Raw genomic sequence first — 22178 nt, 5'->3', positions numbered from 1 at the left:
TGGGAATTACTATGACTCCTTACACTTATTTTATACCATGAACCACGTATTTTTGCAAGCGATTACACTCCGTGATTACTTGATTTTTATTACGAAAAAGTTTACAAGGATTACTTCAATCTGCTATAATTCATTGCTAAGGGAAGTGAATAAATGAAATATTATCATCTTATTAGTTTATCGATGATGTTGTTGGGTGTTCAATATGTATTACAAAATATTTTGCAGTTATCGCTTGCTCCATGGATTAGCGTTCTTTTTTTTATGTTGCAGTTAATTATTTTTATTGCTTATGCTTTATTGTTGTTAATACTTTTATTAACTTCTAAACGACAAAAAAGAACATTTAAGAAGCAAAAAGAGGCACGACAAGTTTCTTTAAATAATTTTCATAAAGCCTAATCCAAGGCTTTTTTTTTATAAAAAAAGACAAAACAGTATGTTTTGTCTCATGAACTACACTTTTTCAGCAAAGTGTAGCTTACTATTAATATAATACATAACTGGTGCTGAAATAGTCATGATGATTAATTCGCTTAAAGCCGTTGTACCATAAGTTGGCCAAAATGGTAGATCTAAAGTAATATTTAACATTAAAGCAATTAAAAACATACTCGCTGTAAAGAACAAGGTGTTTAAAACCATTCGTAGCTTTACGTTTTTAATGATGTTTTGTAAAAGGGCAGTCAGGGTTAAGGCTACTAACGTTTGACCACCACCAAAAAGAACATCGAGAATACCAAAGCCGAAAAATAAATTGTAGACGAGAACACCACCAAAAACGCCCCACATTAATTTACGATTGAATACGACTAAATGATTTAAGCTTTCAGATAAACGAAACTGAATAGCACCTGATGAAAAAGGTAGAATAAAGCTTAAGACGACATATAATCCCATAATAATGGCGTTGACACTAATAAGATATAACTTGTTGTTGCGATGAGTTGACATTGTTTTTCCTTCTTTCTCCGAGTTTTGATTACGCGGGATGGTTGATGAACCGCGGTATATAAAACACAATAGCTTATATCTTAAATTTTTTTATAAAAAAAGTCAATAAAAAGGTCATTTCTCCTCAATGCTTGAGGAGAAATGACCTTTGGATTAAGGATTTAAATCTTCAATTTCCACAACTTTAAATTGTTTGTTTTCTAGTTGTGCGATAATTTTATCGCGTAATTCAAGAGTGGTTCCAGCAGGTAAAGTGATTAACGTGCGGCGAATAAATTCATCTTTTCCTACATCCAATGTGATGCAGCTGGCAATATTACTATACTTCGAAATAATCTTAGAGATGGCAGCAAGGTCGCCTTGTTTGCCAGTAGAAGCAATAGTTAAAACATAACTACCATCTTCAATACTCCACGATTGAGCAAGCATATTTAATAACGAGCTATGTGTTAAAATACCATAGAATTGATTGTCGTGATCTAAGACGGCAATATAAGGTAATTCTTTAATGGTAAAGAACACATGAAAGAATGAATCAGTTACATGAATGAATTTAGTCGCATTTTTTAAAAGATGCGTAACGGGCAAATTCATATCGCCGCCGTTTGCTTTATGGCGATAAATGTGCATTTTGTAGATATTTCCACGGAAAATCTTGGATGATTCATCTAAAATTGGCACGCAACGATAACCAGAGTCTTCTAAAATTTCTAGTGCTTCTGCAAGCGTGTTTGTTTCGCTGACTGTTGTTAAATTTTGTTTTTTATATACCATTGTTTTTAATAACATTTTTCTTCCTCCATTTGAGATTTTTTGACAATCTTATCATACCACAAAACCACAGAAAACTAGTCGGAGAATTGACAGTATTTAAAAATCATGGTAACTTTACTAAGTATGAAATCATTTTGAAAAATGAGCAGGAGGCAAAGGAATGGCCGGAAAAAAAGCAGCGTTAGCATGTTCTGTTTGTGGTTCTCGTAACTACACAAAATCAGTCAGTGAAGGCAAAAAAGGCGAACGCTTAGAAATTAATAAATTCTGTAAATATTGTAATCAATATACACTACATAGAGAAACGAAATAGGAGGAACATCATGAATTTTTTACGTAGCGTCAAAGACGAAATGAAAAAAGTTACTTGGCCAACAGGAAAAAAATTACGTAAAGACGTAATCGTAGTTATTGAAACGTCATTGATTTTTGCGGCTTTATTTTATCTTATGGATACAGGCATCCAATCCGTATTTAGTTGGATTCTAAACTAATTGTTTGATAATGTCAGACTAGCGAAATTAGCCTAAGGGTGTTATACTGTGTGATGAGTGGAAAACTTCGGAAGCATCTGGGGTTTTTTTATTTTTCCGTGAAAACAAATAACTGATTTGTTCGAACACTATTCGGGTTGAATCCCACCCGATAATTTCAGGGGTTCAATTTATAAAAAGATAGGGAGCCAAAATAATGGAGTCTTTTGAAAAAAGTTGGTACGTACTGCACACATATTCAGGTTATGAAAACAGAGTAAAAGCAAATATTGAATCTCGTGCACAAAGCATGGGTATGGGTGATTTTATTTTTCGTGTAGTCGTTCCAGAAGAAACAGAAGTAGAAGTAAAAAATGGAAAAGAAAAAGAAATCGTTCATAAAACTTTCCCAGGTTATGTATTAGTTGAGATGATGATGACAGATGAATCATGGTATGTTGTTCGTAATACACCAGGCGTAACAGGATTTGTAGGCTCACATGGCGCAGGTAGTAAACCAGCACCATTATTACAAGAAGAAATCAATTCAATTTTGCGCTCATTAGGTATGAGTACACGTTCAGTTGATTTAGAAGTACAAGTAGGCGACACTGTCAAAATTATTGAAGGGGCCTTCGCTGGTTTAGAAGGACATGTTACTGAAGTAGATGCTGAAAAAGAAAAACTAAAAGTAAATATCAATATGTTTGGTCGTGAAACAAGTACAGAATTAGACTTTGAACAAGTCGACACGATTGATTAATTCTCAAGAGCAAAGTAATATTTGCTCTTTTTTTCTTGTTTAAATTTCGCTATGCTTAAAGAAAACGACTTGGAATAGGGTGAGAAAATGTCGACAGCAACGTTTCCTTTTACAGTAAAGTTAGTTAAAGGACATTATTGGGTAGTGAAAAAAGAAGATACTATCAAACTTTTATTAGGTTTACATGGAGAAATAGTCGTACGTAAAAATGGATTAGACTATACGATGCGAGCAGAAGATTTACTGATTATCAATGCGTTTGAGTCCTGTGAAATTTCTTTTAAAGAGGAATCACTTGTCGTAGTTTTAGAAATTCATCGCAAAGAAATTGAGCGACAACTTGGAATACAGTGGGTACCAGTTTTTATTTGTAATACGATGGCTTCAGAACATCCAGTTTACCAAGATCGTCAATTTGCGAAAATACGGGCCCAATTGATGGCATTAGTCAGTACCTATTTTAATCCAACAGAAAACCAAGAATTTATAATTTGTGAGAAATTTTTTACATTGCTTGCTTATTTACGTAGCCAGTTCCAACAAGGAGATCAACCGTTAAAAGAAATTATCAATGAAGATATTCAGGTTATCGTTGAAACGGTGAAACGCGAGTATACTCAACCGTTGTCATTAGAGCAATTAGCCAAAGAGTCGTATTTGTCTTATAATTATCTATCAAAAAAATTTAAAGATGAAACGGGCGTCGTGTTTCGAGAGTATGTTAAGGCTATTCGTTTGGAACATGCGGCAGAAGAATTGCGTTATAGTACGACATCTGTTTTAAAGGTGGCGCTAAACAATGGATTTTCAAGTAGTAAATCATTTCATAAATCATTTAAAGAACGTTACGGAATGACTCCTAAACAGTTTCGTATGCAAAAACATGCGGTAGAACAACCGAAAGCAAAAGAGCAATGGAGTGTATTGGATCGAGAAACGACCATAGATGTGTTAGCGAAATATTTGATTGAGAACGATAGTGATGAATTCGAAATAAAAAAAGAACGACAGCATACTTTTTCTTTAGCAGAACCCACCAATCCTTTCGTTTCACCCAAACGAATATTAAATATGGGAAAAGCGACGAATTGGTTAAGAGCAGAATGTCAAAATGATCTAGCAGAAGCTTTAAATGAACTAATGTTTGATTTTATTCGAGTCGATGGTTTTTGTTATGAGCAAAGAGGGACCGAATATTTAACCGTTTTTTCAGATTATCAGCAGAATAATCTATTGTTTGAATATATTATGAAGCAAGGGAAAACCCCGATAATTGTTTTTGAGCTACCTACATTAGAAGATGAAGTGGCAGCCTGGTATCAGCAGCAATGTTTATTTATCCGTCAATTGGTGAAAAAATTCGGAACGAAAGAACTCTCAAAATGGTATTTTGAATGGACTATTACGAGTAATTCTGATCAGAATTACTGGTTTAAACGTTTTTATCAAGAACTTAACGCACAGCTATCACAGGCTAAAATCGGTCTGTGTGTAGGAGATTTATATTTTCCTGAAAGGTATCAGTCAACAGCAAACTTTTTTTCTCATCTCGTTTCCGAAGCTTTTTCGATAACCTTTTTTAGCTATCATGCTAATCCAACTGCAGTAGTGGGAAATGAAGAGCAATTATCTATTCAAGATTATCAAAAGCACAATTTGCAGCTGCTACAACAGTTATTATCCACGTATCATTTAACAGGAGAAATTTATTTAACGGATTGGGATACCTTAGTAGGTGAAGGGGAAATTTTTGCAGGTACCTTTTTCCGAGCGGCGCTGTTTATGAAAGAGTGGTTCGGATTGGCAAATAAAGTAGATGGTATCAGTGTTTGGTTAAATAGTGAATCTTATTATCCTAAGAAACAAGGCAATAGCTTGTCTTTGTATTTGGTCTATTCATTGAAGCGACCGGTCTATCTAGCACTTCAATTATTAGATAAACTACAAGGAGAGATTATCTATCAAAATGAGCAAGTTTTTGTTTGTAAAAAAGGCGATGAACTACGCGTTTTATTAACAAATCCTTCCTATATTAATCCTACCATGTCGATTAATGCGAATTATTTACAGTATCAAGCAATTGAACTTGTTTTAACTATGCAAGCGATCAAACCCATGACTTATTTAGTAAAAAGTTATTCGTTAGATAAAGACCATGGGGGAATTTATAATGATTGGCTTCGCTTAGGTGGGCTGTCCGAAATGGATGAAGAAATGGTTGCGTATTTGAAAAAGAAAATTATGCTGCGTTTTGAAGCAGAAATTAAAGAAATGACGGAAGAATCTGCCATCAAAGAAGCGCTTTCGTTTAATGCGTGTCGCCTATTATGCTTTAAGTCGTTCACTTTCGATTGAAAAGTGACGGCTTTTTTTATGATATGTTTTATTGTGAATAAATTAACGTATAAAAAAAGGCTTAAAATAATAAAAAAGAACTTATATCGTTGGATACGTTTTCTGTAAAATGAAGTATCAGAATAGAAACGGAGGAAGTGAAACGATGGAAGTAGAAAAAACGATGAATCAAACCGTGGAGAAAAAAAGTAGTTTAGGAATCGTATTGGCATTAATGGCAGGTTATTCAATGGTTTATATGGATAAAAGTATGATTTCTACAGCCGTTATCCCCATGGCTCAAGACTTCAATTTAGATGCTGGTCAAACAGGTTTAATCATGTCCTTTTTCTTTTTAGGTTATTCGTTGATGCAAATTCCTGGAGGGTGGTTAGCAGACAAAATCGGGGCAAAAAAAGTATTGATGCTTTCTTTAGGTGTTATTTCTTTATTTTCATTTGCTTTTGGTGCGGTGAGTAGCTTAATGTTATTTGTAGCAATTCGCTTTTTTGCAGGAATTGGTCATGGTGGTTATCCACCCAGTGTGACGAAAGCTGTAGCAAGTAATTTTCAACCAGATAAAAGAACATTTATTCAATCGATTATTTTATCAACTTCTGGTATTGGAGGAATTTTAGCTTTTACATTAGGAACCAATTTGATTAATGCTAATTGGCGTTACGGCTATCTCGGTTTAGGGGGACTATTTCTCGTGTCTATGATTTTAGTAGGTATTTTTGTACCAAAAGATGCAACGAGTGATGTCACAGTAAGTAGTAAAAAAATTCCTTTTTCTCAAGTTATTTCAGATCGAAACGTAATTGTATTATTTGTAGCGATGTTATTATTAAACTTTTTGCTTTACGGAAATATGTCATGGTTGCCAACTATTTTAGCACAAAAATTTGGACTATCGATTACATAAATTGGCTATTTATTAGTATTTAATGCGATTTTTCAAACAATTGCTACGATGTTTGCAGGTGTCTTGCTATCCAAATTATTTTTAGGCAAAGAGCGAATCTTTATATTAAGTGCTACTCTTTTATCAGCTGGTTTAGTAATAGGATTTGTTTTATCAACAAATTTGATTTTATCGATGGTGGCGTTAATTTTAGTCAGTATGATTTCTGTTAGTGCGTTTACAGCAATTTTTACCCTACCACATAAGCTGATGGATGCGTCTATTATCGGTTCTTCAATTGGCATTATTAATACTGGTGGAACATTAGGTGGTTTCTTAGCACCCTTAATATTAGGTCAGCTGATTAAAATAGGTGGTGGTTCATTTACCATGTCATTTGGCTTTATGGCGTTAGCAAGTGTATTATGTGGATTAACAGTTGTCTTTGGATTGAAAAAAGGAGCAGAATAATGGTCGAAGCAAAAGAACGAATTAGTGAATTAATTGAAGAAAAAAAACAACTATTTACAAATGCAGCAGATACAATCTGGGGAACGCCAGAAACACGATTCGCTGTAGAAAAATCTGTACAGCCATTTTATGAAGTGTTGGCAGAAGAAGGCTTTTCAATTGAAAAAGGATTAGCCAATATGGAACATTGCTTTGTGGCAACGTATGGTTCAGGTAAACCGGTGATTGGCATTTTAGCAGAATACGATGCATTAGGTAATTTGAGTCAAGTCGCTGATTTAGCTGAGCCAAAACCCGAAGTGCAAGGTGGCAATGGCCATGGTTGTGGTCATAATTTATTAGGTACAGGTGCATTAGCGGGTGCAGTAGGTATTAAAGATTATATGGAAGAAAATCAATTGTCAGGTACCATTAAATTATTTGGTTGCCCTGCAGAAGAAAGTGGATATGGAAAAGCCTTTATGGCAAGAGATGGCTTGTTTGATGAAGTCGATGTGGCGTTATCTTGGCACCCAATGGATATTAGTGGAGCATGGGCGATCAGTAGTTTAGCTGTCTATCAAATATATTATAATTTTAAAGGGATTTCTGCCCATGCCGCCGCCGCTCCTGAACATGGCCGTAGTGCATTAGATGCGGCTGAGTTGATGAATATCGGCATCCAATTTTTACGTGAGCATATCATTGATGAAGGACGTGTTCATTATGCCTTTATGGATGCGGGAGGCGAATCAGCGAACGTTGTACAGCCGTCAGCTAGTTTGTATTATTTTATTCGGGCCCCAAAAATTGAACAAGCACATGAAATTTATCAACGCGTCAATAAAATTGCGCAAGGAGCAGCCTTAATGACTGAAACAGAATTAGAAATGGTTTTTGATTCAGCTTGTTATAACTATTTGCCTAATCAAGCAGTGACAACTGTTATGCAAGAAAATTTGGAGCAATATGGTTCGCTTGATTTAACGAAAGAAGATCAAGCATACGCGAAACGGTATTACGACACCTTAACAGAACCTGCTAAAGCAGCATTAATTGCACGAGCAAAAACGATTGATCCAAAGTTATCTGAAGAGGAAGCGGAATATTTAGGTTCATTACCTGTGAGCGAACAGATTCAGCCATTAGCTTTTTCAGAAGCAACATCGGGTTCAACTGATGTAGGAGATGTCAGCTGGGTGTGTCCCACAGCACAAGTATTTATTGGCTGTGAACCTCAGGGAACACCACCACATTGTTGGCAATGGGTGGCTAATGGGAAATCATCTGTTGCACATAAAGGATTGCTTGCAGCGGGTAAAGTTATTGCAACCACAGCGTATGATTTATTAACAAAACCAGAATTAATTGAACAAGCAAAAAAAGAGCACAAACAAACAGTCGGCAACAAAGGGTATCAATCTGCTATTCCAGCAGATGTTATGCCTCGTTAATCGAATTTGCGGCTTAATTTCAATGAAATAGATGAGGTGGAAACATGGAACAATTAAAATATCGCAGTGTCTTTGATATTATTGGGCCCATCATGGTTGGCCCGAGTAGCTCGCATACAGCAGGTGCGGCACGAATTGGCAAGGTTGTCCGTAAAATTTTTGGTGAACAACCAGATACCGTAGATATTTATTTATATGAATCATTTGCAAAAACGTATCGTGGACATGGAACAGATATTGCGTTAGTGGGTGGGTTATTGGGTATGGAACCCGATGATCCCCAATTAGCTGATTCATTAAAAATTGCCCATGAGAATGGCATGGAAGTATTATTTGTACCAAAACAAGAAAAAGCAGAGCATCCGAATATGGTCCAAATGAAAATTACGAAAGGTGATCGCAAATTAACCGTTACTGGAAAATCAATTGGTGGTGGCAATATCCAAATTTCTGAATTAAATGGCTTTAAGCTATCTCTTTCTTTAGGTGTACCGACTTTTATCATTGTGCATCAAGATGTGCCAGGGATGATTGCTAAAGTTAGTCAGTTGTTATCAAGTGCGGGGGTTAATATCGGAACCATGACAGTTACACGTGAGTCAAAAGGTGAAAAAGCGATTATGATTATTGAAGTAGATGAACGTAATGAAGCAATTTTAGAACAGATTCGTGCCTTGGATTCTATTTATAATGCCTCATATTTTGGATAAAGGAGCAAAACCATGTTTTTTTCAATTGAAGAATTAGTGCAACAAAGTTATGAGTATCCGTCTGTTGCAGAGTTAATGATTGTGACAGAAATTGAAATGTCTGGACGGACACGTGAACAAATCATCGAATTAATGGAACGCAATTTACAAGTGATGGAGCGTTCTGTGGAAGAGGGGGTAGCTGGTGTTACTTCTGTTACGGGACTAACTGGTGGCGATTCTCCTAAAATGAATGCTTATATTGAAGCAGGGGACTTTTTAAGCGGTGAAACTATTTTAATGGCAGTTCGGAATGCCATTGCCGTCAATGAAGTCAATGCTAAAATGGGGTTGATTTGTGCAACGCCAACTGCTGGAAGCGCCGGTGTTGTGCCAGGAGTGTTGATGGCGTGTCGTGAAAAATTAATGATGTCTCGTCAACAACAATTAGATTTCTTATTTACTGCCGGTGCATTTGGGTTAGTGATGGCGAATAATGCGTCAATATCGGGTGCAGAAGGTGGCTGTCAAGCAGAAGTAGGTTCAGCCAGTGCTATGGCATCAGCTGCTTTAGTGGCAGCAAAAGGTGGAAACGCTCATCAATCCGCACAGGCTGTTGCGATTACGCTAAAGAATATGATGGGGCTCATTTGTGATCCAGTAGCAGGTTTAGTAGAAGTACCCTGTGTGAAAAGAAATGCGCTAGGGTCTTCGCAAGCGTTCATTTCAGCAGATATGGCGTTAGCAGGGATTGAAAGTGTGATTCCACCAGATGAAGTTGTTGAAGCGATGTATCAAGTAGGACGCCAAATGCCAGCTACTTTTCGTGAAACAGCAGAAGGCGGTTTAGCTGTTACACCAACTGCTAAACGCTTAACAGAAAAAATTCTAGCAAAACAATCGTAAAAAAATTTCGTTTTCATGAAACTATTTTGCTACTATTTTGAAAAATATTTCTTTTATAGTGGGACTGTGCTACAATGAAAACTCAAAATTAAATGATTTTTATTTCTTCAAAAAAACCAGAAGAGATAATTCGTGCGTAAACAAACACAAAAGGCAAGTTTCTCCAATGAGAAACTTGCCTTTTTATGTTACATATGTTGAAGAATTGTTTCTCGAGACGGCATACCACTTTGAGCGCCTAATTTTTGTACAGATAAAGAGGCACCAATGGTAGCAAAGCGAACAGCTTGAGCGAAATTGCTTCCTGCTGCTAATTCAGCTGCGAATAAACCATTAAAGGTATCACCCGCTCCCGTTGTATCGACGACTGCAACTGATAATGCGGGCACTGTTTGGATAGCATTGTTGGCTATAAATGACGTTCCCTGACTGCCACGTGTAACAATTAAACGTGTGGCATGTTGAGCACTCCACGTTAACATCGCTGCTTCTAACTCTTTGTCAGAAGTTAATTCTTGCCCGATTAATTGGGCGAATTCGGTTTCATTGGGTGTAATGATATCAATTAGAGGCAACATCTCGACAATAGCCGAATGAAAAGGCGCAGGATTAACAATCGTAGTTAAGCCTTTTGCTTTAGCTAATTGCAGGCCTTCTTGAACCGTGGCTAAAGAAATTTCTAATTGTGTCAGAAAAATAGATGCATCATCCCAAGCATTTGTCGCTTTCACATCAATTGTAAAATCAGCATTTGCTCCTGGCAGAACCACGATCGCATTATCGTTTGGTAATTTGAAAATCGCTGCAATTCCTGTGGGGATCGCTGTTTGAGTCACTTGTAAATGTAGATTTTCTCGTTTTAATGCTGTTAAAATTTTTTCACCGAAAGCATCTGTGCCGACTTGCCCAGTTAAAGTTGTCGCAGTATTCGTGCGTGCTGCCGCAACAGCTTGATTGGCACCTTTTCCACCAATAAAATAGTCAACATGCTCTCCTAATAAGGTTTCGCCAATCACAGGTAACTGATTGGTTTTCATGACAATATCCATATTTAAACTACCTAAAACAATGACAGACATTTTTTCCCTCCTAATTATTAATCATTCCATAGAAATTGTTGCAACAATTGATCGACTTCGGTATTTTCATGCAATTGACTGTGTTGCGCATTTGTTGTAATGATGGTGTAATCAACAGACATTTGCTGTTCTTTCAATAACGAATAAACCGCTAATGCACTAGTTAAAGGAACGGTTCCATCACTAAAATCAGTCTCGCTAAGTTGACCACCAATGAGTTGGGTAGAAAATTGAGGCATCGTTGCCATCATCGCTTGATAATCTTGATAACGTGTGGAAAATTCCGTAGGTCCATTTTCCAATAAATCATCGATTGTCTGAATACTGCTAGTATCGATAAAATCATTAAATGGCGCACCAATCGCCGAAAATTTTTCCACCTGAGGCACGGACATATCACTGCCATAAGTTCCTAAATAACGTAGACTACTAACACCACCCATTGAATGGCCAACTAAATTAACATGCTCAATAGCATAAGTTTCTTTTAAATAGGCTAAGGCTGTTCGAATCCATTCCGCTTGGTTCCATTCATGGCTTTCATTATCTTCGAATAAGACTTGAATCATCGGATTTGTTTCTTTTCCTGATAATTCTCCCTCAACTTCAACCTTTCCTTCACTGGTAATGGTTAAAATCATTTCTTTTTTAGCGATTTGATTGTCTTCCATACGTTGGATTAAGTGTCCAAATGAAGAAGGTCCCCCCGCGTAACCATGAATAAATAGGGTAGGGGTTGCGGTTTTTGTTTCAACACTGGAGGTTGTTTGTGTTTCTTCAATAGAAGATACTGTAGCGGAGGGCATTTTTTGGCTACAAGCAGATAACAAAAATAAACTTACCATTAAAAATAATCGTTTCATGTAGCACCTCTTTTTGTATTTAGTATATGCTTCGAAAAATAAAAAAGAAAGTCTCTATGAAAAAAATGAAAAAAGTGCATCAAAATCCTTGCTATTTTTTAGGTCTTTGCTATAATGTTCAAGTGTGCATTAAGACGCATTGTTTTGTGTGCGCTGAAACAAGTGGGAGGAGAAATTTGGATCTCCAATTAACCACATCACGGACTCAAGGAGGTATGTCTCGTGGCAAAAAAAGTAGAAAAACTAGTTAAATTGCAAATTCCTGCAGGTAAAGCAACACCAGCTCCACCAGTAGGTCCTGCATTAGGTCAAGCGGGTGTGAACATTATGGGATTCACGAAAGAATTCAACGCTCGTACAGCTGATCAAGCAGGTTTAATTATTCCGGTTGTTATTTCTGTATACGAAGACCGTTCATTCACATTCGTTACAAAAACACCGCCAGCAGCAGTATTATTGAAAAAAGCTGCAAAAATTGACAAAGGTTCAGGTGAACCAAACAAAAATAAAGTTGCTAAAGTTACTAGCGATCAAATCAAAGAAATCGCTGAGTTGAAAATGGAAGACCTAAACGCAGCTAGCGTTGAAGCAGCTATGCGCATGGTTGAAGGAACTGCACGAAGCATGGGAATCACTGTAGAATAATTTTTGCACTGAAACCTAAGGAAGTAGCTTCTCAGTTGGCTCTGTATTGAAAGATAGAGAACACGTGGGAGGTTCTACCGTTATAACCACATCAAGGAGGAAACACAAAATGGCTAAAAAAAGCAAAAAAATGCAAGATGCATTAAAAAAAGTTGATGCAACAAAAGCTTACTCAGTTGAAGAAGCAGTAGCATTAGCAAAAGACACAAATATTGCAAAATTCGACGCAACTGTTGAAGTTGCTTACCGTCTAAATGTAGACCCTAAAAAAGCGGATCAACAAATCCGTGGCGCGGTGGTTCTACCAAACGGAACTGGTAAAACTCAAAAAGTTTTAGTATTCGCTAAAGGCGAAAAAGCGAAAGAAGCAGAAGCTGCTGGAGCTGATTACGTAGGCGAAGCTGACTTAGCTCAAAAAATTCAAGGTGGCTGGTTCGACTTTGACGTTGTAGTAGCAACACCTGATATGATGGCTGAAGTTGGTAAATTAGGACGCGTATTAGGGCCTAAGGGTTTAATGCCTAACCCTAAAACTGGTACTGTTACAATGGACGTTACTAAAGCAATTAACGAAGTAAAAGCTGGTAAAGTAACTTACCGTGTAGACCGTAACGGAAACATTCATGTTCCAATCGGTAAAGTATCATTCGACAACGAAAAACTTGTTGAAAACTTTAAAACTATCCATGATGTATTAGTGAAAGCTAAACCATCAGCAGCTAAAGGAACTTACATGAAAAACATCACAGTGACAACTACGTTTGGTCCTGGTGTACATGTAGATTCAGCTTCTTTCTAAAAAATTAGAAAATAAATAAAAATAGTTGACTCAAACACCTTTCTTATGGTAAGGTGTTTGAGGTTAATAATTAACTGTACCGAAGACAGTAGGTGACGTCAGTCATAATTCCTACCGAGGACTTTATTGAGAAACTTCAATTGTCCCTCTATGTCTACGGTGGCATAGAGTTTTTTATTGTCTTTTGAGAAGAAAAACTCTTCCATCAAAACCAGGAGGTGAATTTAAATAATGAGTGAAGCAGCTATCGCTAAAAAAGCAGCGATTGTTGAAGAAGTGAGTGAAAAATTCAAAGCAGCAGCTTCTGTAGTAGTTGTAGACTACCGTGGATTAACTGTTGATGAAGTAACTCGTTTACGTAAACAATTGCGTGAAGCTAACGTGGAAATGAAAGTTATCAAAAACTCTATCCTTTCACGTGCCGCTGAAGCAGCTGGTCTAGAAGGCATGAATGAAGTATTCACTGGCCCAACAGCAGTCGCTTTCAGTAACGACGATGTAGTCGCACCTGCGAAAATCATCGATGAATTTGCGAAAGACGCAAAAGCATTAGAAATCAAAGGCGGTATCATCGAAGGCAAAGTATCTTCATTGGAAGAAATTACTGCATTGGCGAAATTGCCAAACCGCGAAGGTCTTTTATCTATGCTTTTATCTGTATTACAAGCGCCAGTCCGCAACGTGGCTTACGCTATCAATGCAGTCGCAGAAAAAGAAGACGGAGATGCAGCTTAATTGCCGCATGATCCACAATTAATTAAACTATAAAACTTACCTATAATGGAGGAAAACAAAAATGGCATTGAACATTGAAAACATTGTCGAAGAGCTAAAAGGCGCGACAATCTTAGAATTAAACGACTTAGTTAAAGCTATCGAAGAAGAATTTGGCGTATCTGCTGCTGCTCCTGTAGCTGTAGCTGCTGCTGGTGGCGCTGCTGAAGAAGAACAAACAGAATTTACTGTTGAATTAACTGCAGCTGGCGATCAAAAAGTTAAAGTTATCAAAGCAGTTCGTGAAGCAACTGGCTTAGGCTTGAAAGAAGCTAAAGCTGTAGTTGATGGTGCTCCATCAGCTGTTAAAGAAGGCGTATCTAAAGACGAAGCTGAAGCATTAAAAGCTACTTTAGAAGAAGTTGGCGCTTCTGTAACTGTAAAATAATCATTGTCAATGATTTTAAACCTAGGATGCTTGAATATTCAAGTTTTCTAGGTTTTTTTGTTTCATACGAAGGAGGAAAGAAGATGTCTGATACGTACAATTTGAATCGGTTTGTTACAAAGCATCAGGAAGACTATGCTAATGCCTTGTCAGAAATCCAAAATGGAAAAAAACAGAGCCATTGGATGTGGTATATTTTTCCACAATTAAAAGGCCTCGGAAAAAGTACGATGGCCGAGTATTACGGAATGACTTCTCTACCAGAAGCAATTGCCTTTTTGAATCATCCACTACTCGGAAAAAATTTAAAAGAAATTACCAGAGCCTTATTGCCACAAGTTGCATCTGCTAGAGAAATTTTTGGCAAACCAGATGATCGTAAACTACATTCTTCGATGACACTTTTTGCTTTAGTGGATGATGATTCGCTTTTTCAAGAAGTATTGGATAAATTTTTTGATGGGAAATATGATGAACGGACGTTACAATTGTTGGAGATTCGTTAAAAAAACAGATTGAGAATTTTCTCAATCTGTTTTTTTATTTAGGATTAATACCTAGAGCAATACGACCGAACCGGCTGATACGAGTCATTTTCCAAGCAGGAGACCAAACAATCTTAACGGTAACGTCATTGATTTCATCAAGCTGCATTAGTGCCCATTTGATTTCTTCAGGGACTGCTTCAATACAGTCACAACCAATTCCTGTAAATGTTACAACGACTTCACAGTGTCCACTTTCGTCTAAATTAATTTCATAAATGAAACCTAAATTATAAATATCTAATCCAATCTCATGATCATGGACAGTTTGAAGTTGTTCAATGATTTTGTCGCCGATAATTGCAGCGCGGTCGTTTATTTTAATGTCTTCTCGCATAACGATTATTCCTTTCGATTTTGAAAATTTAATACAATGCTTATTTTTTCATGAAAATCTATTTTTGGCAAGTAAATTATTCATTGTTTTTTTACTTTATTTATAGTAGAATTTAATATTTATGTTAGAATATAATAAAACCATTAGAGAGCATCTCGAAAGGAGCGTTTTAACGTGTCTAGTGAAGAAAAAAAAGATATTAGAATTAGAAGTAATGTGTATGATAGTATGGTCAAGTCACCGAACCGTGCTATGCTACGAGCAACAGGAATGAACGATGAGGAATTTAAAAAACCAATAGTAGGCGTTATTAGTACATGGGCAGAAAACACTCCTTGTAATATTCATCTCCATGATTTAGGAAAATTAGCACGCAAAGGAGTTATTACCGCTGGTGGTTGGCCAGTACAATTTGGCACGATTACAGTTGCCGATGGGATTGCGATGGGAACACCAGGTATGCGTTATTCGCTACCTTCACGTGATATTATTGCAGATTCAGTTGAAACGGCGATTAGTGGTCATAACTGTGATGCCTTTGTTGCAATTGGCGGCTGTGATAAAAACATGCCAGGTTGTATGATTGCCATTGCTAACACTGAAATCCCTTCTATCTTCGTTTATGGAGGTACGATTGCACCAGGAAATTTAGATGGTAAAGATATTGACTTAGTATCAGTATTTGAAGCGATTGGTAAATGGAACCATAACGATATGACTGCTGAAGAAGTTCGTCGTATTGAATGTAATGCGTGTCCTGGACCTGGTGGATGTGGCGGTATGTATACAGCAAATACCATGGCATCTGCAATCGAAGCAATGGGCATGAGTTTACCGGGATCTTCTTCTCATCCAGCAACAACCGAAGAAAAATTACGTGACGTTGAAGCAGCTGGAGAAGCCGTTTTAAAATTATTAGAAAAAGGAATTTATCCAAAAGATATCATGACACGTAAATCATTTGAAAATGCAATTACTGTTGTTATGGCATTAGGTGGCTCAACAAACGCAATTTTGCACTTAATGGCAATGGCACATGCAGCGAATGTTGACTTAACTTTAGATGACTTTAATGATTTCCAAGAAAAAGTACCACATTTAGCAGACTTAAAACCAAGTGGACAATATGTATTCCAAGATTTATATGAAGTTGGCGGCGTACCAGCAGTTATGAAATATCTATATGAGAATGGTTTCTTACATGGCGACTGTTTAACGGTAACTGGTAAAACAATTGCTGAAAACTTGGCAGAAGTTCCTTCATTAAAAGAAGGTCAAAAAGTAATCATGCCATTAGAAAATCCAAAACGTAAAGATGGTCCATTAATCGTCCTTCACGGTAACTTAGCTCCTGATGGCGCAGTTGCGAAAGTATCTGGGGTAAAAGTTCGTCGTCATGAAGGACCTGCCAAAGTATTTAATACAGAAGAAGAAGCGATTCAAGCAGTATTAACTGATGAAATTGTCGATGGAGATGTAGTTGTGGTACGTTACGTAGGACCAAAAGGTGGACCTGGTATGCCAGAGATGTTGTCTCTATCTAGTATGATCGTTGGGAAGGGACAAGGCGAAACAGTTGCCTTATTAACAGATGGTCGTTTCTCTGGTGGAACGTATGGCTTGGTTGTAGGACATATTGCTCCTGAAGCTCAAGATGGCGGACCAATTTCACTTCTACAAACGGGAGATATCGTTGTCGTTGACCAAGATACCAAAGAACTTACCATGAAAGTTTCTGATGAAGAATTAGCTAAACGTCGTGAAACAGTAGTGATTCCGCCATTGCATTCTCGTGGAGCGCTTGGTAAATATGCACATATCGTGTCTAGTTCAGCCAAAGGTGCCATCACTGACTTTTGGAAAAAAGGCGAATAATAATGTAACCTTTCAATACAAATAAAAAACTCCAAACTATATGAGAAGACATCCACCAACTATTTGGTTGTGGATAGACGTTATTTCTCACTAGTTTGGAGTTTTTTCGTTTAGCGTGTGGTTCGTTTATGGGAGATAAGTGAAGTCAAACTTTTTTCTCGCATATTCATTAAGTTAAGTACCATAAAAACTGCTGAAAAAGCAAATAATACCAGAAGATTCAATCCGATTGCTTCAAAAAATTTCTGATTGTAAGTAATCGATTCGCCAATTAACATATTACTTTGCACAAACCAATAAGTTGGAGTAAAGGCCGCAATTTTATTGACGATATCTGGTAAAAATTCAGACGGAACAAAGACACCACTAATAAAACAACTACCAAGAATAAACACATTATTCACACCACTGATAGTTTCGCTACTTTTAACAAGATTTGTGATTAGTGTTGAAAAAGTAACCATTGCTAAAAAGAAGGCAAAGATACTGATACTGAATAAACCAATAATCTGAGGATCTCTTAATTTTGAAATATAGATAATAAAACTACTAAAACCAATAGTTGCGAGAAAGGAATAACTAATTGTAGCTAAAGAAATTTTTCGAGAAAAACTTCTTCGTGAAACGGGTGAACAGCTGTTTCTCATTTTTACTTCTGGTCGATTAAAGGCCAAATTAACGAGACCATAAGCAGAGAAAATAGTTGAAAACAAACCGTAAGCCAATAGATTAATAAAACGAGCACCGATACTTTGATTCACTTTTTGAGTATAGGTAGGATCTAATGTCACTGTTGATTTTTGACTTAATGTCTGGGTTGTTTGCTCTAACACTGTTTGTTGAGAAAGTGCAGGTTGAGCTTTCTGATAAAGTAAATAGGTGTTTAAAAACTGATTGATTGTTGTATTAACCAAGGTTTTAGTATAGGTTCCGGGTTTAGTTTGAATCGTTACATGTGGTTTTTTACCATTTGTTAAAGACGTTGTAAAAGAGTCGGGAATTGTCAAAATATAATCTGTTTTTCCAAAATAAAGAGCATCATCTAACGCCCGTTGAGAAGTATCTTCCAGTGTAACGACTCGTTGTTCTTCTTTTAAATAGTCAATTAAAGATTGTGTGAGTGGTGAGTCATCCTGGGATAGAATCACAATTTTCGCTGTTTGCAGGGTCGTTTGTTCGTCACGGATTTGTCCAGATTGAGTAAAGGTAATAAACATCGTAATCGCGATACCTAACAATAATGCGCCTTTATTTGCTTTTAACAGTTTAATAATCGTTTTATAGATGATCATAAGAAACTCTCCTTTCAAAATAGACATTGCTCAGAAAGAAGACGACAGTAAATCCAGCTAACCACAACAGGTTATGATAAAAGGGTTGTAAAGATTGGTAATAATACAATTGATAAAATCCTTCACTAATTAAATTCACCAAATTAATTTTACCTAGTAATGGAAGATTTTGGCTAATCCAGTATTTGATAGATTCGGTACCCATCATTCCGGCAAGAAAACTCATCGCCATCGTCAGTGTCGTTCCAATCGTAATTTTTTGATCAAATGAAATTTTAGAAGAAAAATTACCCATTAACGTACCAAAACTCAAGGCATTCAATGAACCAATCGCAATTAATAAGAAAATCCATCCCCAATTATTACCAAAATCAACCCGATAAATAAAGTGGAAGACACCAAGCACTACCAGAGATTGTAAATAAAATAAAACAAAGCTAGCAAGTAAATTAGCGAAAGAAACGACAAATTTATTGCGAGGTGAGAGACAAATTCGAATGCCATTTGCTGATTGATTCGCTTGTTGATCATTGGTATTGCCTAGCCCCCAAATGAAGCCATTTAAGATGGTCATACCAAGTAAAGCGAAGAAATAGAAGTTACTTTGACTAAAGGAACGTTCTTTAGATTCCGTAATAAAATCCTCATTGGCTACAAGTTGTGCATGAATTTCTTCTGGATTCACACCTGCATTTAACAAGACAGTAACTTTGTCTTGAATTTGTAAGTATTGACTTAAAAATTCGGATAGAACAGTTTGTTCTATATGATTTTGATTGATAAATAATTGAATGTCTGCTTTATCAAATTCATAATAACCGATTATTTTATCATTCGTTAATTGTGTCGTTGCTTCTTGTTTTGAAAGATGCGAAACGGTGAATAATTCACCCTCGTCGGTTTGTAAGGAGTTAAGCATAGTTTCAAATTCAGAAGTATCTTCTTCGCTGACAATCCCGATAGCAGATTGATTGAGCAAATTTGCTTGATCTAAGTTACTAAAAGCAGCCATAAAAAGTAAGCCTAATAAAATAGGAAAAACCATCGTCCAAAAAATAAGTGGTAAATTTGTAATGAGTATTTTTAAGCGATAGTAAAACAAATGCCAAAACATGCAATCACCTCCCTAGTCTCGTAATTCTTTTCCAGTAATTTCTAAGAAAACATCGTTCAATGTAGCTTCTTGCGTGTGTAAATTTGCATAAGGAACTTGTTCATTTTCCAAATAAGTTAAGATGGGTAAAAGGGTGTCTTTGGTGTTGGCAACATTTAATGTTAAGGTCACTTGATCGTAATCAACGTCTAGTACACCAGGAATAGCTGCGAGAGCTGTTTTTTGTTGTTGCGATAACGAAGGGATTTCTAATAATAGCTTTTCGCCAGTCCGAATCATATTTTTTAACTCTTCTTTTGTGCCTTCTGCAATTACTTGACCTTGATCGATAATTACAACGCGATCACAAAGAATTTCAACTTCTTCCATATAATGTGTCGTATAAACAATCGTAGCGCCTTGATGATTTAATTCTTTAATACTACTAAGAATCTTGTTGCGGCTTTGAGGATCAACGGCAACTGTAGGCTCATCCAAAAAAATTAATTCTGGTTTATGGGAAATACCACAAGCAATATTTAAACGCCTTTTTAACCCACCACTTAACTGATGCGGATGAAATTTTTTGAACTTTTCTAAGCCCACTAATTGAATAACTTCTTCGACATATTGTTTTCGTTGTTTTTTATCCTTCACATAAAGTCCACAGTAATAATCAATATTTTCAACAACCGATAATTCAGCGAATACGGCAATTTCTTGAGGGACAATTCCAATTCGTCGTTTGATATCATATTTGGTAGGATTCATGTCTTCATCGAATAATTTAACGGTCCCCCGATCATAGGTTAAGAGACTTAGCATACAATGAATCGCTGTTGATTTTCCACTACCATTGGGCCCTAATAAGCCTAAAATGGTGCCTTGCTTTACCGACAAGTTAAAATGATTGAGAGCAACGAAATCGCCGTAGCGTTTGACTAGATTTTGAATTTCGATAATCATCAGCAAAAACTCCTTTTCTTTTTACTGTAACTATAAAGGAAATAACATAGAAGGAACAGTGTCTACATGCTAAAATGAATATGACAAATGTCATCTCTTAGGAGGATAGTATGAATAATCGAAATGTATGGGGGCTGTATCTCTTTTTACAAATTATTAGTTTTTTATTTTTAAGTTATGAACATTTCCAACCGATAGATGTTTTATTTTTATTAGTGAGTGTAATCTTATTAGTACCTACTTTGCTATCACAAAATTGGCTTGGTCATGGTTTGACTCTGGCTCTGTTCTATCTTTTGAGCTTTAAATGGCCAGAATTTAGCTATTTTTTACCTGGAGCATGGTGTATGGTGAATCGTTCACACTTATTGGGAATACCCTGGCTAGTGTTATGTAGTGGTTCCGTTTTTTTAATAGCAGATAGCGGAATTGCCAAAATCTTTGTAATTACCATGCTTATTTTCGTTTATTTCTTTAATGCCATTTGTTTGGATAAAGAGAAATTGATGCAAAATCATTTAGTTTTACAAGATGATAGCTGGGAGCAAGAACAACTTCTACGACAAAAAAACGAAGAATTGCAAGCAACGCAACAAGCGATGATTCAATTAGAAATTGCGGAAGAACGTAATCGTATTGCTCGTGATATTCATGACAATGTGGGTCATTTGTTATCAAGTGCTATTATACAAATGGGGGCGTTAGAAGTCTTAGCTCAAGAGGACGACTTGAAAAAACCACTGCATTCTTTAAAAGAGACCATTCATACAGGGATGGATAAAGTTCGCGAAAGTGTCCATGATTTGCATGAGTCTTCGCTAGGCTTTCAAGAGAATTTGCAACGGTTAGTAGAAGCGTTTCAGTTTTGTCCAATTACGATTCAAGGGAATTTATCGAAACAATTAACAAATCAACAAAGCCGAGTTCTGTTACTGGTGACTAAAGAAGCTTTAGCTAACGTCATGAAACATAGTAATGCCACACACATTATTATTGAAGAAACTGACCTACCAGCGTTTTATCGTTTCCGAATCAAAGATAATGGCCAAAAAGTTACGAATAAAATGTCAAAAGGCTTAGGCTTGGTAAGCATGCAACAACGAGTAAAAGAAATTGGTGGTCAGTTGCATATTAATGCCAGTAATGCTGGATTTATGATAACAATTATATTGCCTAAGGAGGGAACAACATGATTCGTGTGGTGGTGATTGATGATGACCGTTTAGTGACCGAATCGCTCAAAACCATTCTGGAAAGTACTCAAGAGATTGAGGTGCCTAAAACGGGACATTCTGCTGAAGAAGCTGTTTGTTTCTATCAAGAAATACAGCCAGATGTTGTATTAATGGATATTCGTATGGGAGAAAAAACAGGAATTGATGCGGCTAAATTAATTTTAAACGCTGACCCGCAAGCCAAAATTTTGTTGTTAACGACTTTTTCTGATGAAGAATATATCAGTGAAGCACTTCAGATAGGTGTCAAAGGGTACCTCATTAAGCAAAATTTAGCAACAATTGTACCTGCAATTCAAGCAGTCATGAGTGGACAATCTGTTTTTGGTACGGAAGTGGTCGGAAAATTATCCGCAATTTTAAAAGAAACGTCTGAAAGAAAGTCATCTATTGAATTAACAGACAGAGAAGAAGATATTTTAATACAAATTGCTAATGGTAGAAATAATAAAGAAATTGCGCAAATGCTTTTTTTAAGTGAAGGCACAGTCAGAAACTATATCAGCCAACTCCTCGATAAAGTGGCTGTTAGAGACCGTACGCAACTAGCGATTTTTTATTATCGAGAGTATAAAAAATAGACAGG

The 22178-nt window shown here is 36.5% G+C and carries 26 protein-coding genes and 1 other annotated feature; of the genes, 18 read left to right on the top strand and 8 right to left on the bottom strand.

The annotated features are described in order from the left end of the window. Window positions 1-153: 153 nt before the first annotated feature. Window positions 154-402 (top strand): hypothetical protein, encoded by a 249-nt coding sequence (locus DOK78_RS14400; RefSeq protein ID WP_207941614.1) that lies wholly within the window; start codon window positions 154-156, stop codon window positions 400-402. 54 nt (window positions 403-456) lie between these two features. Here the strand turns inward: DOK78_RS14400 and DOK78_RS14395 are convergent, their stop codons facing one another. Both DOK78_RS14395 and cbpA read right to left on the bottom strand, forming a co-directional pair. Further along, entirely contained in the window at window positions 457-954 is a 498-nt protein-coding gene (locus DOK78_RS14395) for a QueT transporter family protein (protein ID WP_207941615.1), read from the bottom strand. A gap of 153 nt (window positions 955-1107) precedes the next feature. Further along, window positions 1108-1743, bottom strand: coding sequence for a cyclic di-AMP binding protein CbpA (cbpA, locus tag DOK78_RS14390; protein ID WP_207941616.1), 636 nt, complete (start codon window positions 1741-1743; stop codon window positions 1108-1110). 145 nt (window positions 1744-1888) lie between these two features. Here cbpA and rpmG point away from each other — a divergent pair, with 145 nt between their 5' ends. The 9 genes from rpmG (at window position 1889) to sdaAA (ending at window position 9701) form a co-directional block, all read left to right on the top strand. After that, window positions 1889-2041: a 50S ribosomal protein L33 gene (gene rpmG, locus DOK78_RS14385; RefSeq protein ID WP_207941617.1), complete on the top strand. Its 153-nt coding sequence runs from the start codon at window positions 1889-1891 to the stop codon at window positions 2039-2041. A gap of 10 nt (window positions 2042-2051) precedes the next feature. Continuing rightward, the gene (secE, locus tag DOK78_RS14380; RefSeq protein ID WP_207941618.1) at window positions 2052-2222 is read left to right on the top strand and encodes a preprotein translocase subunit SecE; all 171 of its coding nucleotides are present in this window, start codon (window positions 2052-2054) and stop codon (window positions 2220-2222) included. A 196-nt stretch (window positions 2223-2418) separates the two neighbouring features. Next, window positions 2419-2964 carry a transcription termination/antitermination protein NusG gene (gene nusG, locus DOK78_RS14375; protein WP_207941619.1) on the top strand — a complete coding sequence of 182 codons (546 nt, stop codon included), beginning with the start codon at window positions 2419-2421 and terminating at the stop codon, window positions 2962-2964. An 87-nt stretch (window positions 2965-3051) separates the two neighbouring features. Then, a complete protein-coding gene (locus DOK78_RS14370; RefSeq protein WP_207941620.1) occupies window positions 3052-5319 on the top strand; it encodes a helix-turn-helix domain-containing protein in 2268 nt (755 codons plus the stop codon). Window positions 5320-5464: 145 nt separating this feature from the next. Next, window positions 5465-6223, top strand: coding sequence for an MFS transporter (locus tag DOK78_RS14365; protein WP_243430616.1), 759 nt, complete (start codon window positions 5465-5467; stop codon window positions 6221-6223). Between the two features lie 48 nt (window positions 6224-6271). Next, window positions 6272-6673 (top strand): hypothetical protein, encoded by a 402-nt coding sequence (locus DOK78_RS14360; RefSeq protein ID WP_243430618.1) that lies wholly within the window; start codon window positions 6272-6274, stop codon window positions 6671-6673. Further along, window positions 6673-8106, top strand: coding sequence for an amidohydrolase (locus DOK78_RS14355; protein ID WP_207941621.1), 1434 nt, complete (start codon window positions 6673-6675; stop codon window positions 8104-8106). Before DOK78_RS14360 ends, DOK78_RS14355 begins: the two co-directional genes overlap by 1 nt. A 44-nt stretch (window positions 8107-8150) precedes the next feature. Further along, complete coding sequence (gene sdaAB / locus DOK78_RS14350) at window positions 8151-8816, top strand: L-serine ammonia-lyase, iron-sulfur-dependent subunit beta (protein ID WP_207941622.1); 666 nt, start codon at window positions 8151-8153, stop codon at window positions 8814-8816. Window positions 8817-8828: 12 nt separating this feature from the next. Further along, window positions 8829-9701, top strand: a complete 873-nt coding sequence (gene sdaAA, locus DOK78_RS14345) for an L-serine ammonia-lyase, iron-sulfur-dependent, subunit alpha (RefSeq protein WP_207941623.1) — start codon at window positions 8829-8831, stop codon at window positions 9699-9701. A 188-nt stretch (window positions 9702-9889) separates the two neighbouring features. Here sdaAA and DOK78_RS14340 read toward each other — a convergent pair whose 3' ends face one another. Next, on the bottom strand, window positions 9890-10780 hold the full coding sequence (locus tag DOK78_RS14340; RefSeq protein ID WP_207941624.1) for a ribokinase: 891 nt from the start codon (window positions 10778-10780) through the stop codon (window positions 9890-9892). 17 nt (window positions 10781-10797) lie between these two features. Beyond that, window positions 10798-11643 (bottom strand): alpha/beta fold hydrolase, encoded by an 846-nt coding sequence (locus DOK78_RS14335; RefSeq protein ID WP_207941625.1) that lies wholly within the window; start codon window positions 11641-11643, stop codon window positions 10798-10800. Window positions 11644-11865: 222 nt separating this feature from the next. Here DOK78_RS14335 and rplK point away from each other — a divergent pair, with 222 nt between their 5' ends. From rplK to DOK78_RS14310, 5 genes are all read left to right on the top strand, one after another. Next, window positions 11866-12288 (top strand): 50S ribosomal protein L11, encoded by a 423-nt coding sequence (gene rplK, locus DOK78_RS14330; protein ID WP_207941626.1) that lies wholly within the window; start codon window positions 11866-11868, stop codon window positions 12286-12288. Between the two features lie 109 nt (window positions 12289-12397). Next, window positions 12398-13087, top strand: a complete 690-nt coding sequence (gene rplA, locus DOK78_RS14325; protein ID WP_207941627.1) for a 50S ribosomal protein L1 — start codon at window positions 12398-12400, stop codon at window positions 13085-13087. Window positions 13088-13148: 61 nt separating this feature from the next. Continuing rightward, window positions 13149-13273 (top strand) — a sequence feature (ribosomal protein L10 leader region). A gap of 45 nt (window positions 13274-13318) precedes the next feature. After that, on the top strand, window positions 13319-13822 hold the full coding sequence (gene rplJ, locus DOK78_RS14320) for a 50S ribosomal protein L10 (protein ID WP_016175755.1): 504 nt from the start codon (window positions 13319-13321) through the stop codon (window positions 13820-13822). A gap of 61 nt (window positions 13823-13883) precedes the next feature. Continuing rightward, complete coding sequence (gene rplL / locus DOK78_RS14315; protein WP_207941628.1) at window positions 13884-14249, top strand: 50S ribosomal protein L7/L12; 366 nt, start codon at window positions 13884-13886, stop codon at window positions 14247-14249. A gap of 83 nt (window positions 14250-14332) precedes the next feature. Next, on the top strand, window positions 14333-14755 hold the full coding sequence (locus DOK78_RS14310; RefSeq protein ID WP_207941629.1) for a DUF1810 domain-containing protein: 423 nt from the start codon (window positions 14333-14335) through the stop codon (window positions 14753-14755). Between the two features lie 34 nt (window positions 14756-14789). Here the strand turns inward: DOK78_RS14310 and DOK78_RS14305 are convergent, their stop codons facing one another. After that, window positions 14790-15131 carry a metal-sulfur cluster assembly factor gene (locus tag DOK78_RS14305; RefSeq protein ID WP_207941630.1) on the bottom strand — a complete coding sequence of 114 codons (342 nt, stop codon included), beginning with the start codon at window positions 15129-15131 and terminating at the stop codon, window positions 14790-14792. Between the two features lie 228 nt (window positions 15132-15359). Here DOK78_RS14305 and ilvD point away from each other — a divergent pair, with 228 nt between their 5' ends. After that, window positions 15360-17006 carry a dihydroxy-acid dehydratase gene (gene ilvD, locus DOK78_RS14300; protein WP_243430637.1) on the top strand — a complete coding sequence of 549 codons (1647 nt, stop codon included), beginning with the start codon at window positions 15360-15362 and terminating at the stop codon, window positions 17004-17006. 110 nt (window positions 17007-17116) lie between these two features. On the opposite strand, the gene DOK78_RS14295 is transcribed toward ilvD, so the two are convergent. Genes DOK78_RS14295 through DOK78_RS14285 form a run of 3 tightly spaced genes read right to left on the bottom strand, consistent with a single transcriptional unit; the run spans window position 17117 to window position 20357 of the window. After that, window positions 17117-18298 (bottom strand): ABC transporter permease, encoded by a 1182-nt coding sequence (locus tag DOK78_RS14295; RefSeq protein WP_207941632.1) that lies wholly within the window; start codon window positions 18296-18298, stop codon window positions 17117-17119. Beyond that, on the bottom strand, window positions 18285-19412 hold the full coding sequence (locus tag DOK78_RS14290) for an ABC transporter permease (protein WP_207941633.1): 1128 nt from the start codon (window positions 19410-19412) through the stop codon (window positions 18285-18287). The genes DOK78_RS14295 and DOK78_RS14290 overlap by 14 nt, the downstream gene beginning before the upstream one ends. 12 nt (window positions 19413-19424) lie before the next feature. Then, on the bottom strand, window positions 19425-20357 hold the full coding sequence (locus DOK78_RS14285) for an ABC transporter ATP-binding protein (protein WP_207941634.1): 933 nt from the start codon (window positions 20355-20357) through the stop codon (window positions 19425-19427). Between the two features lie 110 nt (window positions 20358-20467). Between DOK78_RS14285 and DOK78_RS14280 the strand changes: the two genes are divergently transcribed. Next, entirely contained in the window at window positions 20468-21550 is a 1083-nt protein-coding gene (locus tag DOK78_RS14280; RefSeq protein WP_207941635.1) for a sensor histidine kinase, read from the top strand. Continuing rightward, window positions 21547-22173 (top strand): response regulator transcription factor, encoded by a 627-nt coding sequence (locus DOK78_RS14275; RefSeq protein WP_207941636.1) that lies wholly within the window; start codon window positions 21547-21549, stop codon window positions 22171-22173. The genes DOK78_RS14280 and DOK78_RS14275 overlap by 4 nt, the downstream gene beginning before the upstream one ends. The last annotated feature ends 5 nt before the right edge of the window (window positions 22174-22178 follow it).

The sequence above is a fragment of the Enterococcus sp. DIV2402 genome, assembly GCF_017426705.2.
Lineage (GTDB): Bacteria > Bacillota > Bacilli > Lactobacillales > Enterococcaceae > Enterococcus_F > Enterococcus_F lowellii.
This window is presented reverse-complemented; position numbering and strand designations above follow the sequence as displayed.